The organism is Pseudomonas sp. B21-054 (assembly GCF_026016345.1).
Classification (GTDB): Bacteria; Pseudomonadota; Gammaproteobacteria; order Pseudomonadales; family Pseudomonadaceae; genus Aquipseudomonas.
The window spans coordinates 6685010-6705998 of the sequence record NZ_CP087204.1; the positions used below are offsets into that span (position 1 = coordinate 6685010).

The following is a 20989-nucleotide window of genomic DNA, read 5'->3' on the forward strand; positions in this document are numbered from 1 at the left end:
GCAACGTGGCGAAGCAAAGTTCTCAGAAGTTCATCGCGCGCAACCGCGCGCCTCGAGTGCAGATCGAGTACGACGTCGAGCTCTACGGCGCCGAGAAAAAGGTCCAGTTGCCCTTCGTCATGGGGGTAATGGCTGACCTCGCCGGCAAGCCCGCCGAGCCTCTGGCCCCGGTGGCCGATCGCAAGTTCCTCGAGATCGATGTCGACAATTTCGACTCGCGCCTCAAGGCCATGCAGCCTCGCGTGGCGTTCCATGTGCCCAACGAACTGACCGGCGAAGGCAACCTGAGCCTGGACCTGACCTTCGAAAGCATGGACGACTTCAGCCCGGCAGCCGTGGCCCGCAAGGTCGACTCGCTGAACAAATTGCTCGAAGCGCGCACCCAGCTGGCCAACCTGCTGACCTACATGGACGGCAAGACCGGCGCCGAAGAAATCATCATGAAAGCGATCAAGGACCCTGCCCTGTTGCAGGCCCTGGCCAGTGCGCCAAAGCCCGCCGATGCAGAGCCTAAGGCTTAATCAGGACCCCGATCATGACCGAATCAGTACGTGAAAATCAGTCCCAGCCCCTGGGCACTGCCGAAGTACCCAGCGAGTTCGCCTCGCTGCTGATGCAAGAATTCAAACCCAAGACCGAGCGCGCTCGCGAAGCCGTCGAGACGGCCGTGCGGACCCTGGCCGAGCAGGCCCTGGCGCAGACTGACCTGGTGTCCAACGACGCCATCAAGTCGATCGAATCGATCATCGCCGCCATTGACGCCAAGCTCACCGCCCAGGTCAACCAGGTCATCCACCACCCCGATTTCCAGCAACTGGAAAGCGCCTGGCGTGGCCTGCACTACCTGGTCAACAACACCGAGAGCGACGAGCAGCTCAAGATCCGCGTGCTCAACATCTCCAAGACCGACCTGCACAAGACCCTGAAGAAATTCAAGGGCACCGCGTGGGACCAGAGCCCGATCTTCAAGAAGATGTACGAAGAAGAATACGGCCAGTTCGGCGGCGAACCTTACGGTTGTCTGGTGGGCGACTACTACTTCGACCAGTCGCCACCGGATGTCGAGTTGCTGGGCGAGCTGTCGAAAGTCTGCGCGGCCATGCACTCCCCGTTCATCGCCGCGGCATCGCCGACCGTGATGGGCATGGGCTCGTGGCAGGAACTGTCGAACCCGCGCGACCTGACCAAAATCTTCACCACCCCGGAATACGCCGGCTGGCGTTCGCTGCGTGAATCGGAAGACTCGCGCTACATCGGCCTGACCATGCCGCGCTTCCTGGCGCGCCTGCCGTACGGCGCCAAGACCGACCCGGTGGAAGCCTTCGCCTTCGAAGAGAACACCGACGGCGCCGACAGCTCCAAGTACACCTGGGCCAACGCCGCCTATGCGATGGCGGTGAACATCAACCGTTCGTTCAAACACTTCGGCTGGTGCTCGCGCATCCGTGGCGTTGAATCTGGCGGCGAAGTGGAAAACCTGCCGGCCCACACGTTCCCGACCGATGACGGTGGCGTGGACATGAAGTGCCCGACCGAAATCGCCATTTCGGACCGCCGTGAAGCGGAACTGGCGAAGAACGGTTTCATGCCGCTGCTGCACAAGAAAAACACCGACTTCGCCGCCTTCATCGGCGCCCAGTCGTTGCAGAAACCGGCCGAATACGACGACCCGGACGCCACCGCCAACGCCAACCTGGCCGCGCGCCTGCCGTACCTGTTCGCCACCTGCCGTTTCGCCCATTACCTGAAGTGCATCGTGCGCGACAAGATCGGCTCCTTCAAAGAGCGCGACGAGATGCAGCGCTGGTTGCAGGACTGGATCCTCAACTACGTCGACGGTGACCCGGCGCACTCCACCGAGACCACCAAGGCCCAGCACCCATTGGCAGCGGCCGAGGTGATCGTCGAAGAAGTCGAAGGCAACCCGGGGTATTACAGCTCCAAGTTCTACCTGCGTCCGCACTACCAGCTCGAAGGGCTGACTGTGTCGCTGCGCCTGGTATCGAAACTGCCGTCGGCCAAGGGCGCGTAAAAACTTATTGAAACGGGTGGCGGTAACCCTGTGGGAGCGAGCTTGCTCGCGATAGCGGTGGATCAGCTTGCATTGATGTCGGATGTGACGCCGCCATCGCGAGCAAGCTCGCTCCCACAGGGGATCTCCAGCAGGCTGGAGATCGTCTTCCACCCCGTTCAGCACCCGTAATTTCGCAAGGTCAGCGTCAACCAAACAATGTGGTTAGAAACCACACAGGGAGAAAACATGGCTGTTGATATTTTCATCAAGATCGGCGACATCAAGGGCGAGTCCATGGACAAGGCCCACAAGGACGAGATCGACGTCCTGAACTGGAGCTGGGGCATGTCCCAGTCCGGCAACATGCACGTGGGCAGCGGCGGTGGTGCCGGCAAGGTCAACGTCCAGGACCTGTCGCTGACCAAGTTCGTCGACAAGGCTTCGCCGAACCTGATGATGCACTGCGCCAGCGGCAAGCACATCGACAAGGTCAAGCTGACCGTGCGCAAGGCTGGCGGTGAAAGCCAGGTCGAGTACATGATCATCAACCTGGAAGAAGTGCTGGTCACTTCCCTGAGCACCGGCGGCTCGGGCGGCGATGATCGCCTGACTGAAAACGTCACCCTGAACTTCGCCAAGGTGCTGGTGGACTACCAGCCACAGAAAGCCGACGGCACCAAGGAAGGCGGTCCGGTCAAGTTCGGCTGGAACATCCGTCAGAACGTCAAGGTGTAATCGAACACACCCCCGGTGCCACGCGCCGGGGGTGTTTGGTGCTTGCTCGAATCCAATCTTTTCCCTTTCGGTGTCTGAGTCATGGCCAAGCCTTCGTTTATCAATTTGTGGAAAGCGTATTCCGATTTGCTGATTGCCCATCCTGACGCAAAACCTTGTGAAGGTCCCTGGGCAAACCAATGCGCCATACGCATGAGCCTGACGCTCAATGCGGAGAAGACCATCAAGGTCAACAAATCCACCTACACCGAACCCAAGTGTGCGCATGAACACGCCAGAGGCGCCGAATCGTTGGCGAACTGGTTGTGGAAACATCACCTGGGCCGTCCAACGATTCTCACTAACAGCCCCGAAGACCGAAAGACATTGATGGGCAAGACCGGGCTGATTTTCTTCAAGGATTGCTTTCAGCAATCCGGAGAGACTGCCGAAGGTCGTAGCGGCGACCATATCGACCTGTGGAATCGTGGCCTGACCCAAACCAGCGACCTTTTCTATCGATCCAAGAAGGTCTGGTTCTGGGAGCTCATTTAATGAACAAGCCCCTGCTCGCCCTATGCCTGGCGACCAGCCTGACCAGCCTGAGCGCATGCGCCGAGCATACCGGGACACCGACGACCCAGGCCGTTTTCGTGGGTCAGCCACTCAGCCTGGTTGACGATCAGGGCCAATGCACGCTGGTCAAACCCGACCAGAGCCGCATGAAGCTGGACATGGAATGGCCGTGCGGCTTCAGCCTGGATAAACAGCAGAAACTGCGCGTCGAAATGTTCAACAACATCCCGATATTTGCGGTTTGGCGCAGCGAACACATGCCCGCCCCCAGCCGCGATTGTCTGAGCAAAATGCAGGCTATTCGTCAGATGCCGGAAGGTTTTGAGGCGGGAACGGTCAGCCTGTATGCAGCTTGCGGCTCCGGCGGAGACCAGAAAATGTACGTGGCACCTTTTACGTGGTAACCGAAATCGCCGCACGCGATCGCCTGCAACCGTCCCTGCTGGACCGGTTGACCGACGACGATCCGACCAATCCCAAGGAAAGCGCCGACAAACGCGTGCTGTCCCTGACCCAACTGAAAGCCTCGGTGCTGCGTGACCTGGCGTGGCTGCTCAACACCACGTCGTTGCTAGGCGCCGATGCCACGTTGCACACCCCGGCGGGCACGTCGGTGGTGAATTTCGGCCTACCCGCATTGGCCGGCAACAGCGCGTCGAACGTCGATGTCTCGGCCCTGGAAACGCTGATCCACCAGGCCATCGCCACGTTCGAACCGCGGATCCTGCGCCACACCCTGCGCGTGCGCGCCCGGGCGACGGCCGAGATGAACCACAACGCCTTGAGTTTCGAGATCGAAGGCGATCTGTGGGCCCAGCCTGTGCCACTGCGCCTGATGTTGCAAACCGACCTGGACCTGGAGTCCGGGCATGTGCGCGTGGTCAATGCCGACCAGCGGAGACGCCCATGAACCCGCGCCTGCTGGAGCTGTACAACCAGGAACTGCACCACGTGCGCGAAAGCGCGGCGGAGTTCGCCAAGGAATATCCCAAGATTGCCAGTCGGCTGTCATTGTCCGGCATGGACTGCGCCGACCCCTACGTCGAGCGTTTGCTGGAAGGGTTCGCCTACCTGACGGCGCGGGTGCAGCTCAAGCTCGATGCCGAATACCCGACCTTCACCCATAACCTGCTGGAAATCGCCTATCCCCATTACCTGGCGCCAACGCCGTCGATGACCGTGGTGCAAATGCAGGCCGATCCCGACGAGGGCTCGTTGAGCGGCGGTTTCCCGCTGCCCCGGGACACGATCCTGCGGGCCGCCCTCGGGCGTGAAAGCCAGACCTGTTGCGAGTACCGCACCGCCCATGAGGTGACGTTGTGGCCGTTGCAGGTCAGCCAGGCCGAGTACTTCGGCAACCCCTCCGCCGTGCTCGGACGCCTGGCCGCCAGTGAGCCCAAGGCCAAGGCCGGCCTGCGCCTGACCCTGCGCACCGGTGCCGAACTGCCGTTCAGCAGCCTGGCCCTAGACAATCTGCCGCTGTACCTCAGCGGTGCCGACGAACAGCCCTTCCGCCTCTACGAACAACTGCTGAGCAACGCTTGCGCGGTGTTCGCCCGCCAACCCGGCGGCAATTGGGTGGAACGCCTGCCACAAGACGCACTGCGTTCGCGAGGTTTCGATGATGCCGACGCCGCGCTGCCGGTGGTCCCGCGGGCCTTCCAGGGCTATCGCCTGTTGCAGGAATACTTCGCCCTACCCCACCGCTTCCTGTTTGTCGACTTCACTCAACTGAGCCGGGCGGTCAAGCGCTGCGCTGGCCAGGAGCTGGAGTTGATCGTGCTGTTCGACCGTCACGACCCCAGCCTGGAAGGCAGTGTCGGTGCCGCGCAATTCCTGCCGTTCTGCACCCCGGCCATCAACCTGTTTCCCAAGCGCCTGGATCGTATTCACTTGTCGGAGCGGGTCAACGAACACCATGTGATCGCCGACCGCACCCGGCCGATGGATTTCGAAGTGCATTCGCTGACCGGCCTTACCGGCCACGGCACCGGGCCCGAGCAACCCTTCCTGCCGTTCTATGCCGTGCGCGATCCCTCCCGCTACGGGCGCGACCTGGCCTACTACACCGTACGGCGTGAGCCGCGGGTGTTGTCCAGCGGCCAGCGTCGCAACGGCCCGCGCTCGACCTACATCGGCAGCGAAACCTTCGTCAGCCTGGTGGACAGCCAGCAGGCGCCCTATCGCCATGACCTGCGCCAACTGGGCGTGACGGCGTTGTGCACCAACCGCGACCTGCCGCTGTTCATGAGCGTGGGCAACGGCAAGACCGACTTCACCCTGGCCGACAGTGCCCCGGTGGGCGCGGTGCGCTGCGTGGCCGGGCCGAGTCGGCCACGGGCCAGCCATGCCCACGACGCCAAGGCCTGGCGCCTGATCAGCCAGCTCTCGCTGAATTACTTGTCCCTCAGCGAGCAAGGCCAAGGCGCCGCCGCCCTGCGTGAACTGCTGCGCCTGTATGGCGACAGCAACGACGCGGCGTTGCAGTTGCAGATCGAAGGCCTGCGGGAAGTCAGCAGCAAAGCCTGCACCCGACGCTTGCCGATGCCCGGCCCGATCGTGTTTGGCCGGGGCCTGGAAATCACCCTGGAATTCGATGAAAACGCGTTTCGCGGCACCGGCGTGTTCCTGCTCGGCGCCGTGTTCGAGCGCTTCCTGGCACGCTACGTGTCGATCAACAGTTTTACCGAGACGGTGATCCGTACCACCGAACGCGGCGAGATCATGCGATGGAAAGCCAAGCCCGGACGTCGTCCGACCCTGTGAGTACCCTGGACGCGATGCACCAGGAGCCCTGGGAATACGACTTCTTCCAGGCGCTGCGGCGCATCGAGTGCGAATCCCCCGAGCTGCCGCGCCTGGGCCATTCCCTGCGCCTGGCCGATGACCCGCTGCGCCTCGGACAACAGGCCGACTGCACCTTCGCCCCGGCGACCCTGGCCTCGGTGCAACCGGGCATTGACGGTGCACCGGCACGCCTGGAGCAGTTCTTCTTCGGCCTCGGCGGCCCCAACGGCCCGATGCCGCTGCACATCACCGAATACGTGCGTGAACGCCAGCGCAACAACGGCGACAGCACCAGCAAACGCTTTCTCGATGTGTTTCACCACCGCTTGCTCAGCCTGTTCTATCGGGCCTGGGCCGAAGCGCGGCCGACGATCAGCCATGACCGCCCGGACGATGACTACTGGTCGGCGCGCCTGGCTGCATTCAGCGGCCGGGGCATGCCGAGCCTGCTGAAACACGGGCTGATTCCCGACACGGCGAAGCTGCACTACAGCGGTCACCTGTCGGCGCAAACCCGCTACCCGGATGGCTTGAAGGCGATCCTCGGCGAGTATTTCGGGCTGCCGGTGGAGATCGAAGAATACGTCGGCCAATGGCTGGAATTGCCCGAACGCAGCCGCGTCGGTGTCAACGCCCGACTGGGCGTGGACTTCTGCCTGGGCCGCTACGTGTGGGATCGCCAGCACAAATTCCGCATTCGCCTGGGGCCGCTCAAGCTCGTCGACTACATGGGCATGTTACCCGGCAGCCAACCGTTCAACGAGCTGGTGGCCTGGGTCGCCGAATACCTGGGCCACGAACTGGACTGGGACCTGAACCTGGTCCTGGAGCAGCCCGAAGTCCCGGCACTGCAACTCAACGGTCGTTTCCGCCTGGGGTTCAATACCTGGCTGGGGCGCCCGGAAACCGATGCCAACGATCTAATACTGGCCCGGCATTACGCCGAACAGGCCAACACCTCACAGACCTCAAGGAGCCATGAGCATGGGTGAAATCAGTCGCGCCGCGTTGTTCGGCAAACTCAACAGCGTGGCCTACAAAGCCATCGAAGCCGCCACCGTGTTCTGCAAGTTGCGCGGTAACCCCTATGTGGAACTGGCCCACTGGTTTCATCAGTTGCTGCAACTGCAGGACTCGGACCTGCACCGCATCATCCGCCAGTTCAACATCGAGCCGGCGCGCCTGGCCCGTGACCTGACCGAAGCCCTGGACCGCCTGCCACGGGGTTCGACGTCGATCACCGACCTGTCTTCCCACGTGGAAGAAGCGGTGGAGCGTGGCTGGGTCTACGGCAGCCTGATGTTCGGCGAAAGCCAGGTACGCACCGGTTACCTGGTGCTGGGCATCCTCAAGACGCCGAGCCTGCGCCACGCGTTGCTGGGCCTGTCGTCGGAGTTCGACAAGGTCAAGGTCGAAGCCCTGAGCGAGCGCTTTGACGAATACGTCGGCGATTCGCCGGAAAACGCCCTGACCGCCAGCGACGGCTTCAATGCTGGCGCGGTGCCGGGCGAAGCCAGCGGCGCCATGGCCCCCAGCGCCATGGGCAAGCAGGAAGCCCTCAAGCGCTTTACCGTCGACCTCACCGAACAGGCCCGCAGCGGCAAGCTCGACCCGATCGTCGGCCGTGACGAAGAAATCCGCCAACTGGTGGACATCCTCATGCGTCGCCGGCAGAACAACCCGATCCTCACCGGTGAAGCCGGCGTGGGCAAGACTGCCGTGGTCGAAGGTTTCGCCCTGCGCATCGTCGCCGGCGACGTACCGCCGGCCCTCAAGGACGTGGAACTGCGCAGCCTCGACGTGGGCCTGTTGCAGGCCGGCGCGAGCATGAAAGGCGAATTCGAACAGCGCCTGCGCCAGGTCATCGAAGACGTCCAGGCCTCGCCCAAGCCGATCATTCTATTCATCGACGAAGCCCACACCCTGGTGGGTGCCGGTGGCGCCGCCGGCACAGGCGACGCAGCCAACCTGCTCAAGCCGGCCCTGGCCCGTGGCACCTTGCGCACCGTGGCCGCCACGACCTGGGCCGAGTACAAGAAACACATCGAAAAAGACCCGGCCCTGACCCGGCGTTTCCAAGTGGTGCAAGTGGCCGAGCCGTCGGAAGACAAAGCCCTGCTGATGATGCGCGGCGTGGCCTCGACCATGGAAAAACACCACCAGGTGCAGATCCTCGACGAAGCCCTGGAAGCCTCGGTCAAGCTGTCCCACCGCTACATTCCTGCGCGCCAGTTGCCGGACAAATCCGTGAGCCTGCTGGACACCGCCTGCGCCCGCGTCGCCATCAGCCTGCACGCCGTGCCGGCCGAAGTAGACGACAGCCGTCGGCGCATCGAAGCGCTGGAAACCGAGCTGCAAATCATCGCCCGTGAGCACGCCATCGGCATCGCCATCGGCACCCGCCAGACCCAGAGCGAGACCCTGCTGAGCGCCGAGCGCGAGCGCTTGGCCGAGCTGGAAAGCCGCTGGGCCGAAGAGAAAACCCTGGTGGACGAGCTGCTCGCCACCCGCGCCACCTTGCGCGAGCGCGTCGGCGTGGTAGACAGCGAAGACGCCAGCGAAGCGTCCGACAACGAAAGCCACGCCCTGCGCGAGAAACTGGTGGACCTGCAACAGCGCCTGACGGCCCTGCAAGGCGAAACCCCGCTGATCCTGCCGACTGTGGATTACCAGGCCGTGGCCTCGGTGGTCGCCGACTGGACCGGTATCCCGGTGGGCCGCATGGCCCGCAACGAACTGGAAACCGTGCTCAACCTCGACCAGCACCTGAAAAAACGCATCATCGGCCAGGACCATGCCCTGCAGATGATCGCCAAGCGGATCCAGACCTCCCGCGCCGGCCTCGACAACCCGAGCAAGCCGATTGGGGTGTTCATGCTCGCCGGCACCTCCGGCGTGGGCAAGACCGAAACCGCCCTGGCCCTGGCCGAAGCCATGTACGGCGGCGAGCAGAACGTCATCACCATCAACATGAGCGAGTTCCAGGAAGCCCACACCGTGTCCACCCTCAAGGGCGCGCCACCGGGTTATATCGGCTATGGCGAAGGCGGCGTGTTGACCGAAGCCGTGCGGCGCAAACCGTACAGCGTGGTGCTGCTGGACGAGGTGGAAAAAGCTCACCCGGACGTGCATGAAATCTTCTTCCAGGTGTTCGACAAGGGCGTGATGGAGGACGGCGAAGGCCGGGTGATCGACTTCAAGAACACCTTGATCCTGCTGACCACCAACGCCGGCACCGAGCTGATCGCCCAGGTCTGCAAAGACCCGCAGAACGTGCCGGAGCCGGAAGAAATCGCCAAGGCCCTGCGCCAGCCGCTGCTGGAAATTTTCCCACCGGCCCTGCTGGGTCGCCTGGTGACGATTCCGTACTATCCGCTCAGCGACGAGATGCTCAAGGCCATCACCCGCCTGCAACTCAACCGCATCAAGAAGCGCGTGGAGAGCACCCACAAAGTGGCCTTCGACTACGACGACGCGGTGATCGACCTGATCGTCTCGCGCTGCACCGAAACCGAAAGCGGCGGGCGCATGATCGACACCATCCTGACCAACAGCCTGCTACCGGACATGAGCCGCGAGTTCCTGACCCGCATGCTCGAAGGCAAGGCACTGGCGGGCGTGCGGATCAGCGCCGTGGATAACGAATTGCAGTACGATTTCAGCGACGCGGCCTGACCTGACAGGAACCGCGATAACCCTGTGGGAGCGAGCTTGCTCGCGATGAGGTCCTGACATTCAGCATCCCTGTTGAATGTGACGACGCCATCGCGAGCAAGCTCGCTCCCACAGGGGTTTGCGTTCCTTCAGTTACTACAACTTGCACGAGACACTCGATGTTATTCAACCAAGCCTCACGCCTGGCCAAGATCACCAGCCCCCTGGGCCCCGAGGTGCTGTTGCTCAAAGACATGGGTGGCGGCGAAGAGCTGGGGCGGCTGTTCAACTATGAGTTGCAGCTGCACTCGCTGGACAACGCCATCGACCTCAACCAACTGCTCGGCAAGCCCATGTGTGTGAGCCTGCAATTGGACGGCGGTGGCGAGCGCTACTTCCATGGCATCGTGGCCCGCTGCAGCCAGAACGTCGACCAGGGTCAGTTCGCCAGTTACCAGGCGACGTTGCGGCCGTGGTTCTGGCTGCTGACTCGCACCTCCGATTGCCGGATTTTCCAGAACCTGACCATCCCGCAGATCATCAAGCAGGTGTTCCGCGACCTGGGCTTTTCCGATTTCGAAGACGCCTTGAGCCGCTCCTATCGCGAGTGGGAATACTGCGTGCAGTATCGCGAAACCAGCTTCGATTTCGTCAGCCGGCTGATGGAGCAGGAAGGCATCTACTACTTCTTCCGTCACGAGCAGGGCCGTCATGTGCTGGTGCTGGCCGACGCCTACGGCGCCCACACCAAGGCCCCCGGCTACGGCTCGGTGCCCTACTACCCGAAGAATGAGCAGCAGCGCGAGCGTGACCACATTCACGATTGGCACCTGGCCCAGGAAGTCCAGCCGGGCTCGCTGGAACTCAACGACTACGATTTCCAGCGCCCCAGCGCACGCATCGATGTGCGCTCGGCCATGCCTCGCCCGCACGCCGCTGGCGACTATCCGCTGTACGACTACCCCGGCGCCTATGTGCAGAGCCAGGACGGCGAACACTACGCCCGCACCCGCATCGAAGCCTTGCAGACCCAGCACGAACAGGTCGAACTGGCCGGCAACGCCCGGGGCCTTGGTTCGGGGCATCTGTTCAGCCTCACCGGCTTCAGCCGCCAGGATCAGAATCGCGAATACCTGATCGTCGGCGCCCGCTATTACATTTCCCAGGAAAGCGGCGAAACCAGCGGCGGCGCGCCGTCGGCCCAGTTCGAAAGCAGCCTGACCTGCATCGACGCCCAGCAAAGCTATCGCCCGTTGCCCATCACCCATCGGCCCATCGTCAAGGGCCCGCAGACTGCGTTGGTGGTCGGCCCGAAAGGCGAGGAAATCTGGACCGATCAGTTCGGCCGGGTGAAGGTGCATTTCTATTGGGACCGTCACGACCAGTCCAACGAAAACAGCTCGTGCTGGATTCGCGTGTCCCAGGCTTGGGCCGGGAAAAACTGGGGCTCGGTGCAGATCCCGCGCATTGGCCAGGAAGTGATCGTCAGCTTCCTTGAAGGTGATCCCGATAGACCCATCGTCACCGGCCGTGTCTACAACGCCGAGCAAACCGTACCGTACGCATTGCCGGCCAATGCGACCCAAAGCGGTACCAAAAGCCGCTCCAGCAAGGGCGGCACGCCGGCGAATTTCAATGAAATCCGCATGGAAGACAAAAAGGGTGCCGAGCAGCTGTACATCCACGCCGAGCGCAACCAGGACATCGTGGTCGAGGTGGATGAGAGCCATTCGGTGGGCCATGACCGTAACAAGAGCATCGGCCACAACGAAACAGTACGTATTGGCGAAGACCGCCTGCGCGCCGTGCAACGCAACGATGCATTGCTTGTCGGTGGAACCAAGAGCGACAGCATAAGCACCCAATACCTCGTGGAGGCGGGATCGCAAATTCGACTGGTCTGTGGCAAAAGCGTGCTGGAGTTCAATGCCAGTGGCGAGATCAACATCTCGGGCACGGCGTTCAATATCTACGCCAGCGGCAATGGCAACATCGACACCGGCGGCCGTTTGGACCTCAACTCCGGTGGCGCAAGCGCCGTAGACCCCAAGGGCAAAGGCATCAAGGGAGTGATCGATGCGGCGGTGAAAGCTTTTTTTCCGGCAAAAGCCAAGGGCTGAAGGCAGTCGATGAATCTATGGCGAGGGGATTTATCCCCGTTGGGCTGCGAAGCGGCCCTTAACCCAGCCAACGCAGTATGCCGGGTTGGTTACATTCAGCCTTTTTGGGGCTGCTGCGCAGCCCAACGGGGATAAATCCCCTCGCCACAATGATTCAAGCCATCCTTAACTGAACAGCATTGCGGCCTCACCAGCCCTTGCGACGATCAGATGGCCGTTCCGCGGCTCGTTCCCGGCGGAACAATCAACAGCTCGTCCAGCTCGCGCTTTCTGCAACGCGCCACAAACGGCACCGCCGCGTCCGGGTCACGCCTGAACAGCTCAAAGGTCGCATGATCGATTTCGTAGTATTGCTCGTAATCGACCATGCCGTTGCTGACCGGTACGGAGACGTAGAAGCGACCCGAGTCCTGTTCGGTCCCCACGCAGAACCTATGTTCGCGGTGGACCAAGGCATCTTGAAATTTCACTCGTTCGTAAGCCGGTATTGACCGGGCTGCGTCCACGCGACTCGCAAATATTTACCGCTCAGCAATTGCTCGTCACGAAGATACTCAAAGACTTCGGAGGGACACCACTCCTTGCCCGCCGAAAAGGCTACACCCAATGAGCGGAGTGCATCGAATACCTTAGCCTTCTGCGTGTTGTCCGCGACCTGCAAAACGTAGACATCTTTCTCTGCCGCATTCGAAAACCCGATAGCGCGCAGGGGCGAATCCAACGCGTTATCGATGACTTGAACACGAATCACGTCGCCGTCCGCTTTTTCCACGTACGCTTTCAGCACATCATTAATCACTGACAAATACCTCGGTTAAAGTTTTAATGCCGTTCGCATCCTTTGTCGGAATCGACTCGACGACCATTTCCGGGGCGCCACCCGGCAAGTGTTTACCTGGCCCCAGGAAATACTGGTTTCCTTCCATCGGGCTTCTCGGCATCCGCCCCACGAGATCATCGACCTGCCTGATCTTGAAGCCGCCTTTAAGCGCATCTTTTTCCAAACCAAAGGCGCGTTCCAGTTCCGCCGCTTTTTTGCCACTGATGGTCACCTTGGAACGCCCCGAGAAATTGCCGATAACATCGGTGATGCCTTTCTTATCAGAGACAAAAGTACCGGCCCGGCCAATCGTCGGATAGGCGTCCCACGCCGTCGGGCTAATGTTGAACCCTCGATTGTCCTTGAGCATCTGTTCCTGTCGCTGGCGAGCCAAGATCGTCCGCTCGGCCGCAGTCATGGGCCTGCGTGCCAGCTTCGGTCCGGCACCGAGCAGGGCCATCCCTGCCACGCCTTGGAACAAGTCCCGATATCCGGGGCCGAGACGATCGCCCAAATCCCCCAGCAGTTCCATGCCGGCATACAGCGCACCACCGACGGCCAGGGCGCCGAAGAAAGCGGCGGCTCCGGCAAAAGCCGCAAGCAACAAGGCTCCACCCGCCGCCAACAACCCCAACGCTTCCAACCCGGTATGCATCCATCCTTCAAGATCCAGGACAAACGCCACCGCAACCGTCGGCCCACCAATAAACGTATTGGGGCTGCCGGTCTTGATGTGCGCGCCGCACACCATTTTGCTGTGCAAACGTGCGGCGGGTTTGCCGTTGATGAAGACCGTGGCGCTGCCTTCGGCGATCAGCACCGGAAAGGGCCAGATCGGATGGTTCATCGGCAGCCCGGTGCAGGAAGATGAAGTGTCTTCACCCGCCCTCATGGCATTGCGGCTGTTGATGTAGACGTTGAAGCTGCCCATTATCAACGCCCCCGTGGTGGGCTCGGGCAGGTTGAAAATGGTGGAGAGGCCTTTGACGATCTGGAACATCGACAAGCCGCCGGCGGCAATCGAGCCCGCCATGATCGCCAGCGCCACGCCGCCCGTGGCAACCGTCGCGGCCACGACCGCCGCACCGATCAAGGCCCCGGCCACGGCACCGGCGACCATCGCGGCAAGTCCGAACCCGTGGGCTATTTCGTCACCCAAACGGGCTGCTGCCTGTGCATCCATTGCGCGCATCTACCTGACTGATGTGTATGACTGCTCAGTGGGACGTGTGGATGCTCAGATGATGGGAGGCTGTGGCGTGAACGAATGCATCGCCACCTTCCAGGCCGGCTCGTGATAGGCGAAGTCGTTCGGTGTGGTGGTCAAGGTGGTGATCACCACGGCCGGCTTACGCTCGATGAACACCTGGCGCAGCATCAGGTCGCGCCCCTCGCGTTGCCAGGTGTAGTCCAGCAATGTAGCGGTGTGCCCATGCAGTACGGTGTCCCAGCGCTGAACCAGCTTGAAGCCCGGCAGTTGCTGCTCCGCACTCTTGAGTTGGCGGTCCACGTACTCTGCAAAGGGGGCGTTGCCCTGGGAGGCATCACGGCTGATCACGAAGCTGGCTTCTTTAGCGGGCCCCACTGCCGGCAGCTTGAAAATATTGATGCTCTGGTCCTGCCAGGTATCGGGGATGTCGAGATCGGCTTCTTGAATGCGGTAAGAGGTCACAGTAATCGCTTTCCATAGACGTGGGGTGGGGCGCGAAGGATCGAATATTCAAGTAATGCCTGGGAACAATCAAGAACCAGGTTCTTCTCCCTCAAGTAACAAACTGCATTATGCGATCAGCGTCACCACTCTGGCGATTACACGCCTCTGTACGAGCGGTCGAGGGGGGGTCGCATCGGCGTGATGCTCTCATGCCTGGCTGTACATCAGCCGTTTGAAACAATCCTGCAACGCTACAACTCAGGCTGCTTTTGCAGGTAAAGCAATGCCCGATGATATTTCGCCGCGCGCTCCAGATCCTTGTCTCGCAGGACAGGAAGCCGAGTGAGGTCAAGATTGTCGTGAATGTCCGCTATCTTCACTTTGGTCGCCAGTGAGTTGGGACGAATCCGGGCAATAAACTGATCATAAGACTCGCCTTGGCGCTTGGTCAGGCAGTCGATCGCCGTCACCGCCGTCTCCGGAATGCCGAGCTCGCGCAGCTCATCAAGCGTGACGTCGCCATCTTCGACCACATCATGAAGCAAGCTGACCAGCTGCTCTTCAAGGCCGTCGAACTTCATCATCAGGCGCAAGGGATGGAGGATGTAGGGCTTGCCTGCTTTATCCACCTGGCCCGCGTGGACCCTTGAGGCCAGGGCAATTGCAGCGTCCAGAATGCTCATCGGCGATCAAAGCCTTTCTCGTATTCTTCTTTGGAAATCTCACGACCATACAAGATGGCGTCGTTGTACAGCCTGTTATCCGCCGGAACCGGTCGATCGCTTTCCGCAGCACCGTAAAATTTCACGAATACGGTCCGGGTGCGATGGTCCCAACGGTAGGTGACCTCTTCGAAGTCGTAGTCCAGAAACACATCCCGGCTAGCGAAGGCACTTAAATCTTTAATTCCCACCGTTCCCCCTGACTGCTTCGTAATAGGCCTTGCTCTTGTCCGCGATAGCTTGCGCCTCTGGACTGGCCTTGTCCAAAACCCGGAAGTCCTCGTAATACTTATGGCCCAGCCCGCCAGGCACCTGGGTTTTAGCGGCGACGGCATTGTAGGTGTCGTCCCCTAACAGTACCCGAGCCAGCGGCTCTGGCTCTTTGGCGTAAATCATCTCGGGTGAGTTCACTTGGATTTCTCCCGGTATTCCAGCGCGGGTTTGCATCGTGGAATTGACGCCGCTATAGCCCATTTCGTTAGCGGCACCCTCAATCACTTTCACGTTCGCGCCCCGCTTGCCGAGCTCTGCCGCAACGGAACTGATCTGATCGGACTCCACAATGATGGTGTTCCTGGCCAGGTCCTTGATCCGGGTCGCATCCCCGCCGTAGTCGTTATCGATTTTCTCTCGGGCACGCGCCTCGGATTTGATCGGCGCCTTGGCGACCTTGCCCCCATACTGGGCGGCGATGTCATCGGCGATGGTGTCGATTTCTGCTTTGGCGGCGGGGGCCTTTGCGTAAACCTCTTCGAAGGTCTTGGGCGTCTTGGGGGTGCTGGCTGGCTTGCCCAGCTTCGCCAACTTCGGCCCTAGGCCCAGCAATGCCATTCCCGCCACGCCCTGCAGTAAATCCCGGTAACCCGGCCCCAAGCGGTCGCCCAGGTCGCCCAGCAGGGCCATGCCTGCAATCGTGGCAACGCCGAGGGTGACGGCAGCAGCAAGGACGGCGACACCGGCCATGGCGGCCAGTACCAGCGCAGCCCCCGCAGCCACGATCCCCAGCGCTTCCAGGCCAGTATGCAACCAACCTTCGAGGTCCAGGACAAACGCCACCGACACCGTCGGCCCACCAATAAACGTATTGGGGCTGCCGGTCTTGATGTGCGCGCCGCACACCATTTTGCTGTGCAAACGTGCGGCGGGTTTGCCGTTGATGAAGACCGTGGCGCTGCCTTCGGCGATCAGCACCGGAAAGGGCCAGATCGGATGGTTCATCGGCAGCCCGGTGCAGGAAGATGAAGTGTCTTCACCCGCCCTCATGGCATTGCGGCTGTTGATGTAGACGTTGAAGCTGCCCATTATCAACGCCCCCGTGGTGGGCTCGGGCAGGTTGAAAATGGTGGAGAGGCCTTTGACGATCTGGAACATCGACAAGCCGCCGGCGGCAATCGAGCCCGCCATGATGGCCAGCGCCACGCCGCCCGTGGCAACCGTCGCGGCAACGACCGCCGCGCCGATCAAGGCGCCGGCCACGGCACCGGCGACCATCGCGGCAAGCCCGAAGCCGTGGGCTATTTCGTCACCCAGACGTGCTGCTGCCTGTGCATCCATTGCGTGCCTCTACCTGGCTTCTTTAGCGGGACCCACTGCCGGCAGCTTGAAACTATTGATGCGCGGGTCCTGCCAGGTATCGGGGATGTCGAGATCGGCTTCTTGAATGCGGTAGGAGGCCACAGTAATCGCTTTCCATAGACGTTAGGTGGGGCGCGAAGGAATGAATATTCAAGTAATGCCTGGGAACAATCAAGATCCGGGCTTTTCTCCCTCGAGTAACACACTTCATTATGAGGCGAGCGTTATCGCTCTAGTGTCCTGTATGGGCTGTCGAGGGGGGTGGCGAAGAGCAGATGTGGGTGAGTCATATCACCAGCAGCAACTTGATTTCCTTTGCAGGTTTTTAAAATGGGACTGGAAGACGAATACGTCGGCGATGCCGACTGGCAGCAGTTCGTACGGTTGTACGAAGAGGACTACCTCGACGACAACGCCCGCGAGCTGGCCAAGGCCATGGATGGCAACCTCGACATGGCCGTCGTGCTCTACGGAAAAAGAGGGCTCAAGGAAGGGTTCTGGTGGCTGGAACAGTCCGTGCCCGCCCTGGGTAACAAACGCCCGGCCGATTGCCTCAAGGCCCCGAACCTGATCAAGCGCCTGAGAATGGCCTTGATGAGCATGCCGTAACCCACCAGCAGAAGAACCGCTGCTGGATAACATCACCCCGCGCTGGCCGCTACCCCCTCAATGTAGCCCGCCCTCACTTCGTCACGGCCCGGTGCTTGGCTTACTGGACCATTACGCAAACGGAGAAACCACACTCAGAACTGCCCTGCCCGTAGACCTTTATGAGTCTGGCCTCAGCGTTTGCCGGAATCTGGATCGTGATATCGGATCCAGGAAAGCGCTGGCTTCCAAAATTTTGTTTTTCCTCAAGCGATTGGGCCGGGGAGCCGCCACTTTCTGTGACGGTAATGGTAGTCGTGGTGTTATTCCGAATCTCTGCCGTGACGGGAGCCGCAGGCGTTGTGTCTTGAGCCTTAACGGCGTCCGTGGCCACCTTGGAGGCGGCAGCCGTTGTATCGGCGTTCGTGGGTTGCAGGGTAAACGCAAAGACCAAGACTACGAGATAGACCCCTCTTTTGATGTCCATTGCCGGCGTCCTCAATCAGTTTGAGAAAGCGCGCAAAATAGCGCCCTTCGAGACGTTGATTTAACAGCCGGAATGATTGAGCGTCACCTGTAAGAACTAACAGGTACTGCCCCCCCCCCGGAGCGACCTTCAGAGCGTGCCTACATCCTGATTGCCGCCCCTTGAACCGAGCTACGCATCCTTGCGCCGTTGCCTACAACTACGCCAGAATCCGCCCGCTTGTGCGCCTTGTCTCCGGCCTCTATCGTTTCCCTGCCACTGCCCATCAGTGGTCGGGTTTAGTAGCCCGGGGTTGTGTCAGTAAGTTGCATGAGCTCTCCATCCAGGTAGGTTCTTACCTTGCCCTTGATGGTGGCTGTGCGCAGGGCGCTTCGGCGCGCCGGCAATGCTGATCTCCCCGGTCTACTAACCTGCGTACAGCCGCCACCCTTCTTTTAGTAGGGAAGAGGTTGCGGCTTAACCATGGAGTAATCAGCACATGTTCAAACCTACGCCCAATCCGCCACAGGCGGACCAAGCTCCCCCGCGCACCAAATCCAAAACCAAAAAGCTCGACGAAGCTGCCGAGCGTGCTTTGGACTTCTACCTGTCGCCAAAGACAAAATCTGAAGACGCGCCCAAACCAGGCCAGCTATTCACCGTCATAAAAGACATCGACAACGAAAGCCTACTGGCCAACCTCAGCGAAACCCTGGCTTCAGCCGATGCGATGGTTGGCGACCTGGCCTTCGAACTGGAAGGCTCTCGCCGCCACATCGCTCTTGGTATCCAGCAACTGATCGAATTGAGCTCATTGCTGGCAAACCGAGCACTGGATAACGTCGACCCACGCTAGCCGCTACACCACCAACCTGTGGCGAGGGGATTTATCCCCGCTGGGCGGCAAAGCCACCCCAAAAAAGACCGGCGCATTCCTACAGAAAAACCGCAGCACCACCGAGCGGGAGCCCCCTCGCCACAGACCTTCGTACACCTTGAGGCCAGGTATCTATGCACTGCCGCCTTCGCGAGCAAGCTCGCTCCCACAGGGGATTGTTGGTCAGTGCATAGCGCTGTCGCTTCAGCCCGTTTTACACGTCAACCAAGCACTCCAGAACAGGCTGCTGAAGAACCGCGTGGCATCGCCGAACCCGGCCTTATGCAACAACTGTTGAACCGCTGCCTCGGAGTGTGGCGGGTCAGCGCCCTGCAGGATTTTCCCAAGCTTGGCCTTCACCTCATCCGCGCTAGCGCCATGCTGCCGCCAGCGTTGCCCCCAGGCGGCGAGCAATAACGGCTGGCTGCTATAAGCGTATTGATTGCCTGCCACGATCAGCGGTGCACCGGGTTTGAGATGAGCCCCAATGGCTCGAAAAATCTGCCGCTTGGCCTCATCGCCTTCGAGGTGATGGAAGACACCGATCAAAGTGGCGGCGTCGTATGACGCATCTGCCGCCAAGTCCTCGACAGTCCCAAGGTGCAGGCTCGTTCTTTCGAGCAAATGGTGGGCCTCCAACTGCTGCTTCGCGGCCTCCAGCATCGGCCCGGAGGGATCAACCGCCGTAAAGCGCCAACCGGGCTCCAGCGAGGCCATCGCAATGATCTCCTGCGCGGTACCGCCGGCGCCCACCACCAGGATTTTCGCCGAGCGTGCCGGGCCGAGGCTTGCCGCCAACATGCACGCAGCCAGGTCTTGGCAGGCGTCATACCCGGCCAGGGCGATACGGCTCTGGCGTCCGTACTCATTGGCTCGGGCGGTATCGAATTTTTCAGCTGAAGTGCTAGAGGATGATTTCAAGGCGGTTCTCCGTGTCCTTGAATCAAGCTACGCCAGCCGTTTCGATAAGAAAAATTCATTAATTTTATGTGCTGCATTCCTATCGGGAATGCTGGATTCAAACTCAAACGGTGTTTGCACGCCATGTTTTTGATAGCCGCCACAGCGCCAACCTCCGTGGCGAGGGAGCCGCTTCCGCTGGGCGGCGAAGCCGCCCCAAAAAAGGCCGACGCATCCCTACAGAAAACCATACCATCGACCTCAACCAAGATCTTAAGTCGCTGCAATCATAAGCTATTAGGCGGGACGCCGTACCGCAACGGCATGGCGCCAGACCTCGCAACGGCAGTGCGAAACGTGCGGCTCCGATGCTTCACTAGAGCGTTCGAAGTCGCGGGCCTACCATTTAGACGGATGTCACATTATGTCTAGTGCTCAAGTTTTGTTTCAAATGTGGGAACCGTATCGGCAGTCGCTCATAGGTCAGCACAATTTCTACATTCAGCAGGCACGTGAACGCCTCCTTAGCCAATTTGCAGACATGACGCAAGACGCCGACCGAGCGGCGGATGCGTGGCTAGATGAGCGCTCAAAGAATTTCGATCCTGATAGAGATGATGTCGGCGCAATCTATGAGGCTTCCGAAGAGGCAGGCACGGAGTTTTACCTTCTCCTTGATGAAATGCGCATGCAGACGCGGCTGAGCGTCGTCGCCGGTATGTTCCATAATTGGGAGAAGAAACTCCGAGGCTGGATCACCGATGAGATGCGGCACTGGCATCGCGGCCCAGCCGCTCCGGCGAAGGTATGGTCTGCGGACTTCCCATCGATCATGTTGTTATTAGAAAGCCTAGGGTGGCCGGTTTCCACCCAAAGATACTGGCAGACCTTGAATGGCTGCCGGTGCCTTGTGAACGTCTACAAACATGGGGATGGAAAAGCTCTTGCAGATCTTAAGCAGCAATGTCCGGAGTATCTATCTGATCCAATCCGGTCAGAGCATGGCCTACCTGCTGCTACCTTGGATTGGCTAGACCATACCCATTTGACTGTGAGCGATGATCAGATAGAAGGTATCTCTGACGCCATCGTTGCATTCTGGAGCGAGGTTCCTGAGAACATATTTGATCATGATGATTTGAATCCACCTACCTGGTTCCTTAAGGCGTTGAAGCAAGACGATGGCCCGGGGGCGTGATGACAACCTTGGCCTGGAGATAAGCAGCCAAGATCATATGTCGCGGCAAAAACGCTCGTACCAACACCGCGACCATCGCTTTCCGGTCATGCCGGCAATTTGAGCAGTAACACGAACAAAATTTACTTTGGCGCAACCCAGTAGACCAGCCTCCTAGACCCACCCATGCATTTGGGAAATATCCTATTGTGACATTTTCATGGAAAGCGGTATTTCGATGCTCTACGCGCCTTATTTTTCGAGCCCTTCGTACAGAATCGCGAAATAGCGACCCTGACTTGTTTACAAGTAGTATAAATAGCGCTGTGTGACATTTCGGGTGAC

At 60.4% G+C, this 20989-nt stretch carries 22 protein-coding genes; 13 read left to right on the plus strand and 9 right to left on the minus strand.

What is annotated here, in order from left to right:
- Positions 1 to 5 precede the first annotated feature (5 nt).
- From tssB to LOY70_RS29265, 10 genes are all read left to right on the plus strand, one after another.
- Entirely contained in the window at positions 6 to 521 is a 516-nt protein-coding gene (gene tssB, locus LOY70_RS29220) for a type VI secretion system contractile sheath small subunit (RefSeq protein WP_025216163.1), read from the plus strand.
- A gap of 14 nt (positions 522 to 535) precedes the next feature.
- Positions 536 to 2032: a type VI secretion system contractile sheath large subunit gene (gene tssC / locus LOY70_RS29225; RefSeq protein WP_025216164.1), complete on the plus strand. Its 1497-nt coding sequence runs from the start codon at positions 536 to 538 to the stop codon at positions 2030 to 2032.
- A 228-nt stretch (positions 2033 to 2260) separates the two neighbouring features.
- Positions 2261 to 2749: an Hcp family type VI secretion system effector gene (locus LOY70_RS29230; RefSeq protein ID WP_025216165.1), complete on the plus strand. Its 489-nt coding sequence runs from the start codon at positions 2261 to 2263 to the stop codon at positions 2747 to 2749.
- 81 nt (positions 2750 to 2830) lie between these two features.
- Positions 2831 to 3283: a type VI secretion system amidase effector protein Tae4 gene (locus LOY70_RS29235; RefSeq protein ID WP_265032081.1), complete on the plus strand. Its 453-nt coding sequence runs from the start codon at positions 2831 to 2833 to the stop codon at positions 3281 to 3283.
- Complete coding sequence (locus LOY70_RS29240; RefSeq protein WP_265032083.1) at positions 3283 to 3708, plus strand: hypothetical protein; 426 nt, start codon at positions 3283 to 3285, stop codon at positions 3706 to 3708. Before LOY70_RS29235 ends, LOY70_RS29240 begins: the two co-directional genes overlap by 1 nt.
- The gene (tssE, locus tag LOY70_RS29245; protein WP_123416316.1) at positions 3702 to 4214 is read left to right on the plus strand and encodes a type VI secretion system baseplate subunit TssE; all 513 of its coding nucleotides are present in this window, start codon (positions 3702 to 3704) and stop codon (positions 4212 to 4214) included. Before LOY70_RS29240 ends, tssE begins: the two co-directional genes overlap by 7 nt.
- A complete protein-coding gene (gene tssF / locus LOY70_RS29250) occupies positions 4211 to 6070 on the plus strand; it encodes a type VI secretion system baseplate subunit TssF (protein ID WP_265032085.1) in 1860 nt (619 codons plus the stop codon). Before tssE ends, tssF begins: the two co-directional genes overlap by 4 nt.
- A complete protein-coding gene (tssG, locus tag LOY70_RS29255) occupies positions 6034 to 7083 on the plus strand; it encodes a type VI secretion system baseplate subunit TssG (protein ID WP_123416318.1) in 1050 nt (349 codons plus the stop codon). The genes tssF and tssG overlap by 37 nt, the downstream gene beginning before the upstream one ends.
- Complete coding sequence (gene tssH, locus LOY70_RS29260) at positions 7076 to 9766, plus strand: type VI secretion system ATPase TssH (RefSeq protein WP_265032088.1); 2691 nt, start codon at positions 7076 to 7078, stop codon at positions 9764 to 9766. The genes tssG and tssH overlap by 8 nt, the downstream gene beginning before the upstream one ends.
- A 158-nt stretch (positions 9767 to 9924) precedes the next feature.
- On the plus strand, positions 9925 to 11865 hold the full coding sequence (locus tag LOY70_RS29265) for a type VI secretion system tip protein VgrG (protein ID WP_123343497.1): 1941 nt from the start codon (positions 9925 to 9927) through the stop codon (positions 11863 to 11865).
- Between the two features lie 206 nt (positions 11866 to 12071).
- Here the strand turns inward: LOY70_RS29265 and LOY70_RS29270 are convergent, their stop codons facing one another.
- The 7 genes from LOY70_RS29270 to LOY70_RS29300 all read right to left on the minus strand — a co-directional run bounded on the left by LOY70_RS29270 (position 12072) and on the right by LOY70_RS29300 (position 16615).
- Positions 12072 to 12335 carry a hypothetical protein gene (locus LOY70_RS29270; protein WP_265032090.1) on the minus strand — a complete coding sequence of 88 codons (264 nt, stop codon included), beginning with the start codon at positions 12333 to 12335 and terminating at the stop codon, positions 12072 to 12074.
- Positions 12332 to 12664, minus strand: coding sequence for a hypothetical protein (locus LOY70_RS29275; RefSeq protein ID WP_265032091.1), 333 nt, complete (start codon positions 12662 to 12664; stop codon positions 12332 to 12334). The genes LOY70_RS29270 and LOY70_RS29275 overlap by 4 nt, the downstream gene beginning before the upstream one ends.
- A complete protein-coding gene (locus tag LOY70_RS30035; RefSeq protein WP_320110195.1) occupies positions 12657 to 13868 on the minus strand; it encodes a PAAR domain-containing protein in 1212 nt (403 codons plus the stop codon). The genes LOY70_RS29275 and LOY70_RS30035 overlap by 8 nt, the downstream gene beginning before the upstream one ends.
- A gap of 54 nt (positions 13869 to 13922) precedes the next feature.
- Positions 13923 to 14357 carry a DUF1795 domain-containing protein gene (locus tag LOY70_RS29285; RefSeq protein ID WP_265032092.1) on the minus strand — a complete coding sequence of 145 codons (435 nt, stop codon included), beginning with the start codon at positions 14355 to 14357 and terminating at the stop codon, positions 13923 to 13925.
- Positions 14358 to 14590: 233 nt separating this feature from the next.
- Entirely contained in the window at positions 14591 to 15022 is a 432-nt protein-coding gene (locus LOY70_RS29290) for a GTP pyrophosphokinase (protein WP_265032093.1), read from the minus strand.
- The gene (locus tag LOY70_RS29295) at positions 15019 to 15252 is read right to left on the minus strand and encodes a hypothetical protein (RefSeq protein ID WP_123343491.1); all 234 of its coding nucleotides are present in this window, start codon (positions 15250 to 15252) and stop codon (positions 15019 to 15021) included. The genes LOY70_RS29290 and LOY70_RS29295 overlap by 4 nt, the downstream gene beginning before the upstream one ends.
- Positions 15242 to 16615, minus strand: coding sequence for a PAAR domain-containing protein (locus tag LOY70_RS29300; RefSeq protein WP_265032094.1), 1374 nt, complete (start codon positions 16613 to 16615; stop codon positions 15242 to 15244). The genes LOY70_RS29295 and LOY70_RS29300 overlap by 11 nt, the downstream gene beginning before the upstream one ends.
- A gap of 351 nt (positions 16616 to 16966) precedes the next feature.
- Here LOY70_RS29300 and LOY70_RS29310 point away from each other — a divergent pair, with 351 nt between their 5' ends.
- Positions 16967 to 17245 (plus strand): hypothetical protein, encoded by a 279-nt coding sequence (locus LOY70_RS29310; RefSeq protein ID WP_265032095.1) that lies wholly within the window; start codon positions 16967 to 16969, stop codon positions 17243 to 17245.
- Between the two features lie 100 nt (positions 17246 to 17345).
- On the opposite strand, the gene LOY70_RS29315 is transcribed toward LOY70_RS29310, so the two are convergent.
- A complete protein-coding gene (locus LOY70_RS29315) occupies positions 17346 to 17711 on the minus strand; it encodes a hypothetical protein (protein ID WP_265032096.1) in 366 nt (121 codons plus the stop codon).
- A gap of 478 nt (positions 17712 to 18189) precedes the next feature.
- On the opposite strand from LOY70_RS29315, the gene LOY70_RS29320 reads away from it, so the two are divergent.
- Positions 18190 to 18546, plus strand: coding sequence for a DUF6124 family protein (locus LOY70_RS29320; RefSeq protein WP_265032097.1), 357 nt, complete (start codon positions 18190 to 18192; stop codon positions 18544 to 18546).
- 225 nt (positions 18547 to 18771) lie between these two features.
- Here LOY70_RS29320 and LOY70_RS29325 read toward each other — a convergent pair whose 3' ends face one another.
- The gene (locus tag LOY70_RS29325; protein WP_265032099.1) at positions 18772 to 19488 is read right to left on the minus strand and encodes a class I SAM-dependent methyltransferase; all 717 of its coding nucleotides are present in this window, start codon (positions 19486 to 19488) and stop codon (positions 18772 to 18774) included.
- Between the two features lie 403 nt (positions 19489 to 19891).
- Between LOY70_RS29325 and LOY70_RS29330 the strand changes: the two genes are divergently transcribed.
- Positions 19892 to 20665 carry a hypothetical protein gene (locus LOY70_RS29330; RefSeq protein ID WP_265032101.1) on the plus strand — a complete coding sequence of 258 codons (774 nt, stop codon included), beginning with the start codon at positions 19892 to 19894 and terminating at the stop codon, positions 20663 to 20665.
- The last annotated feature ends 324 nt before the right edge of the window (positions 20666 to 20989 follow it).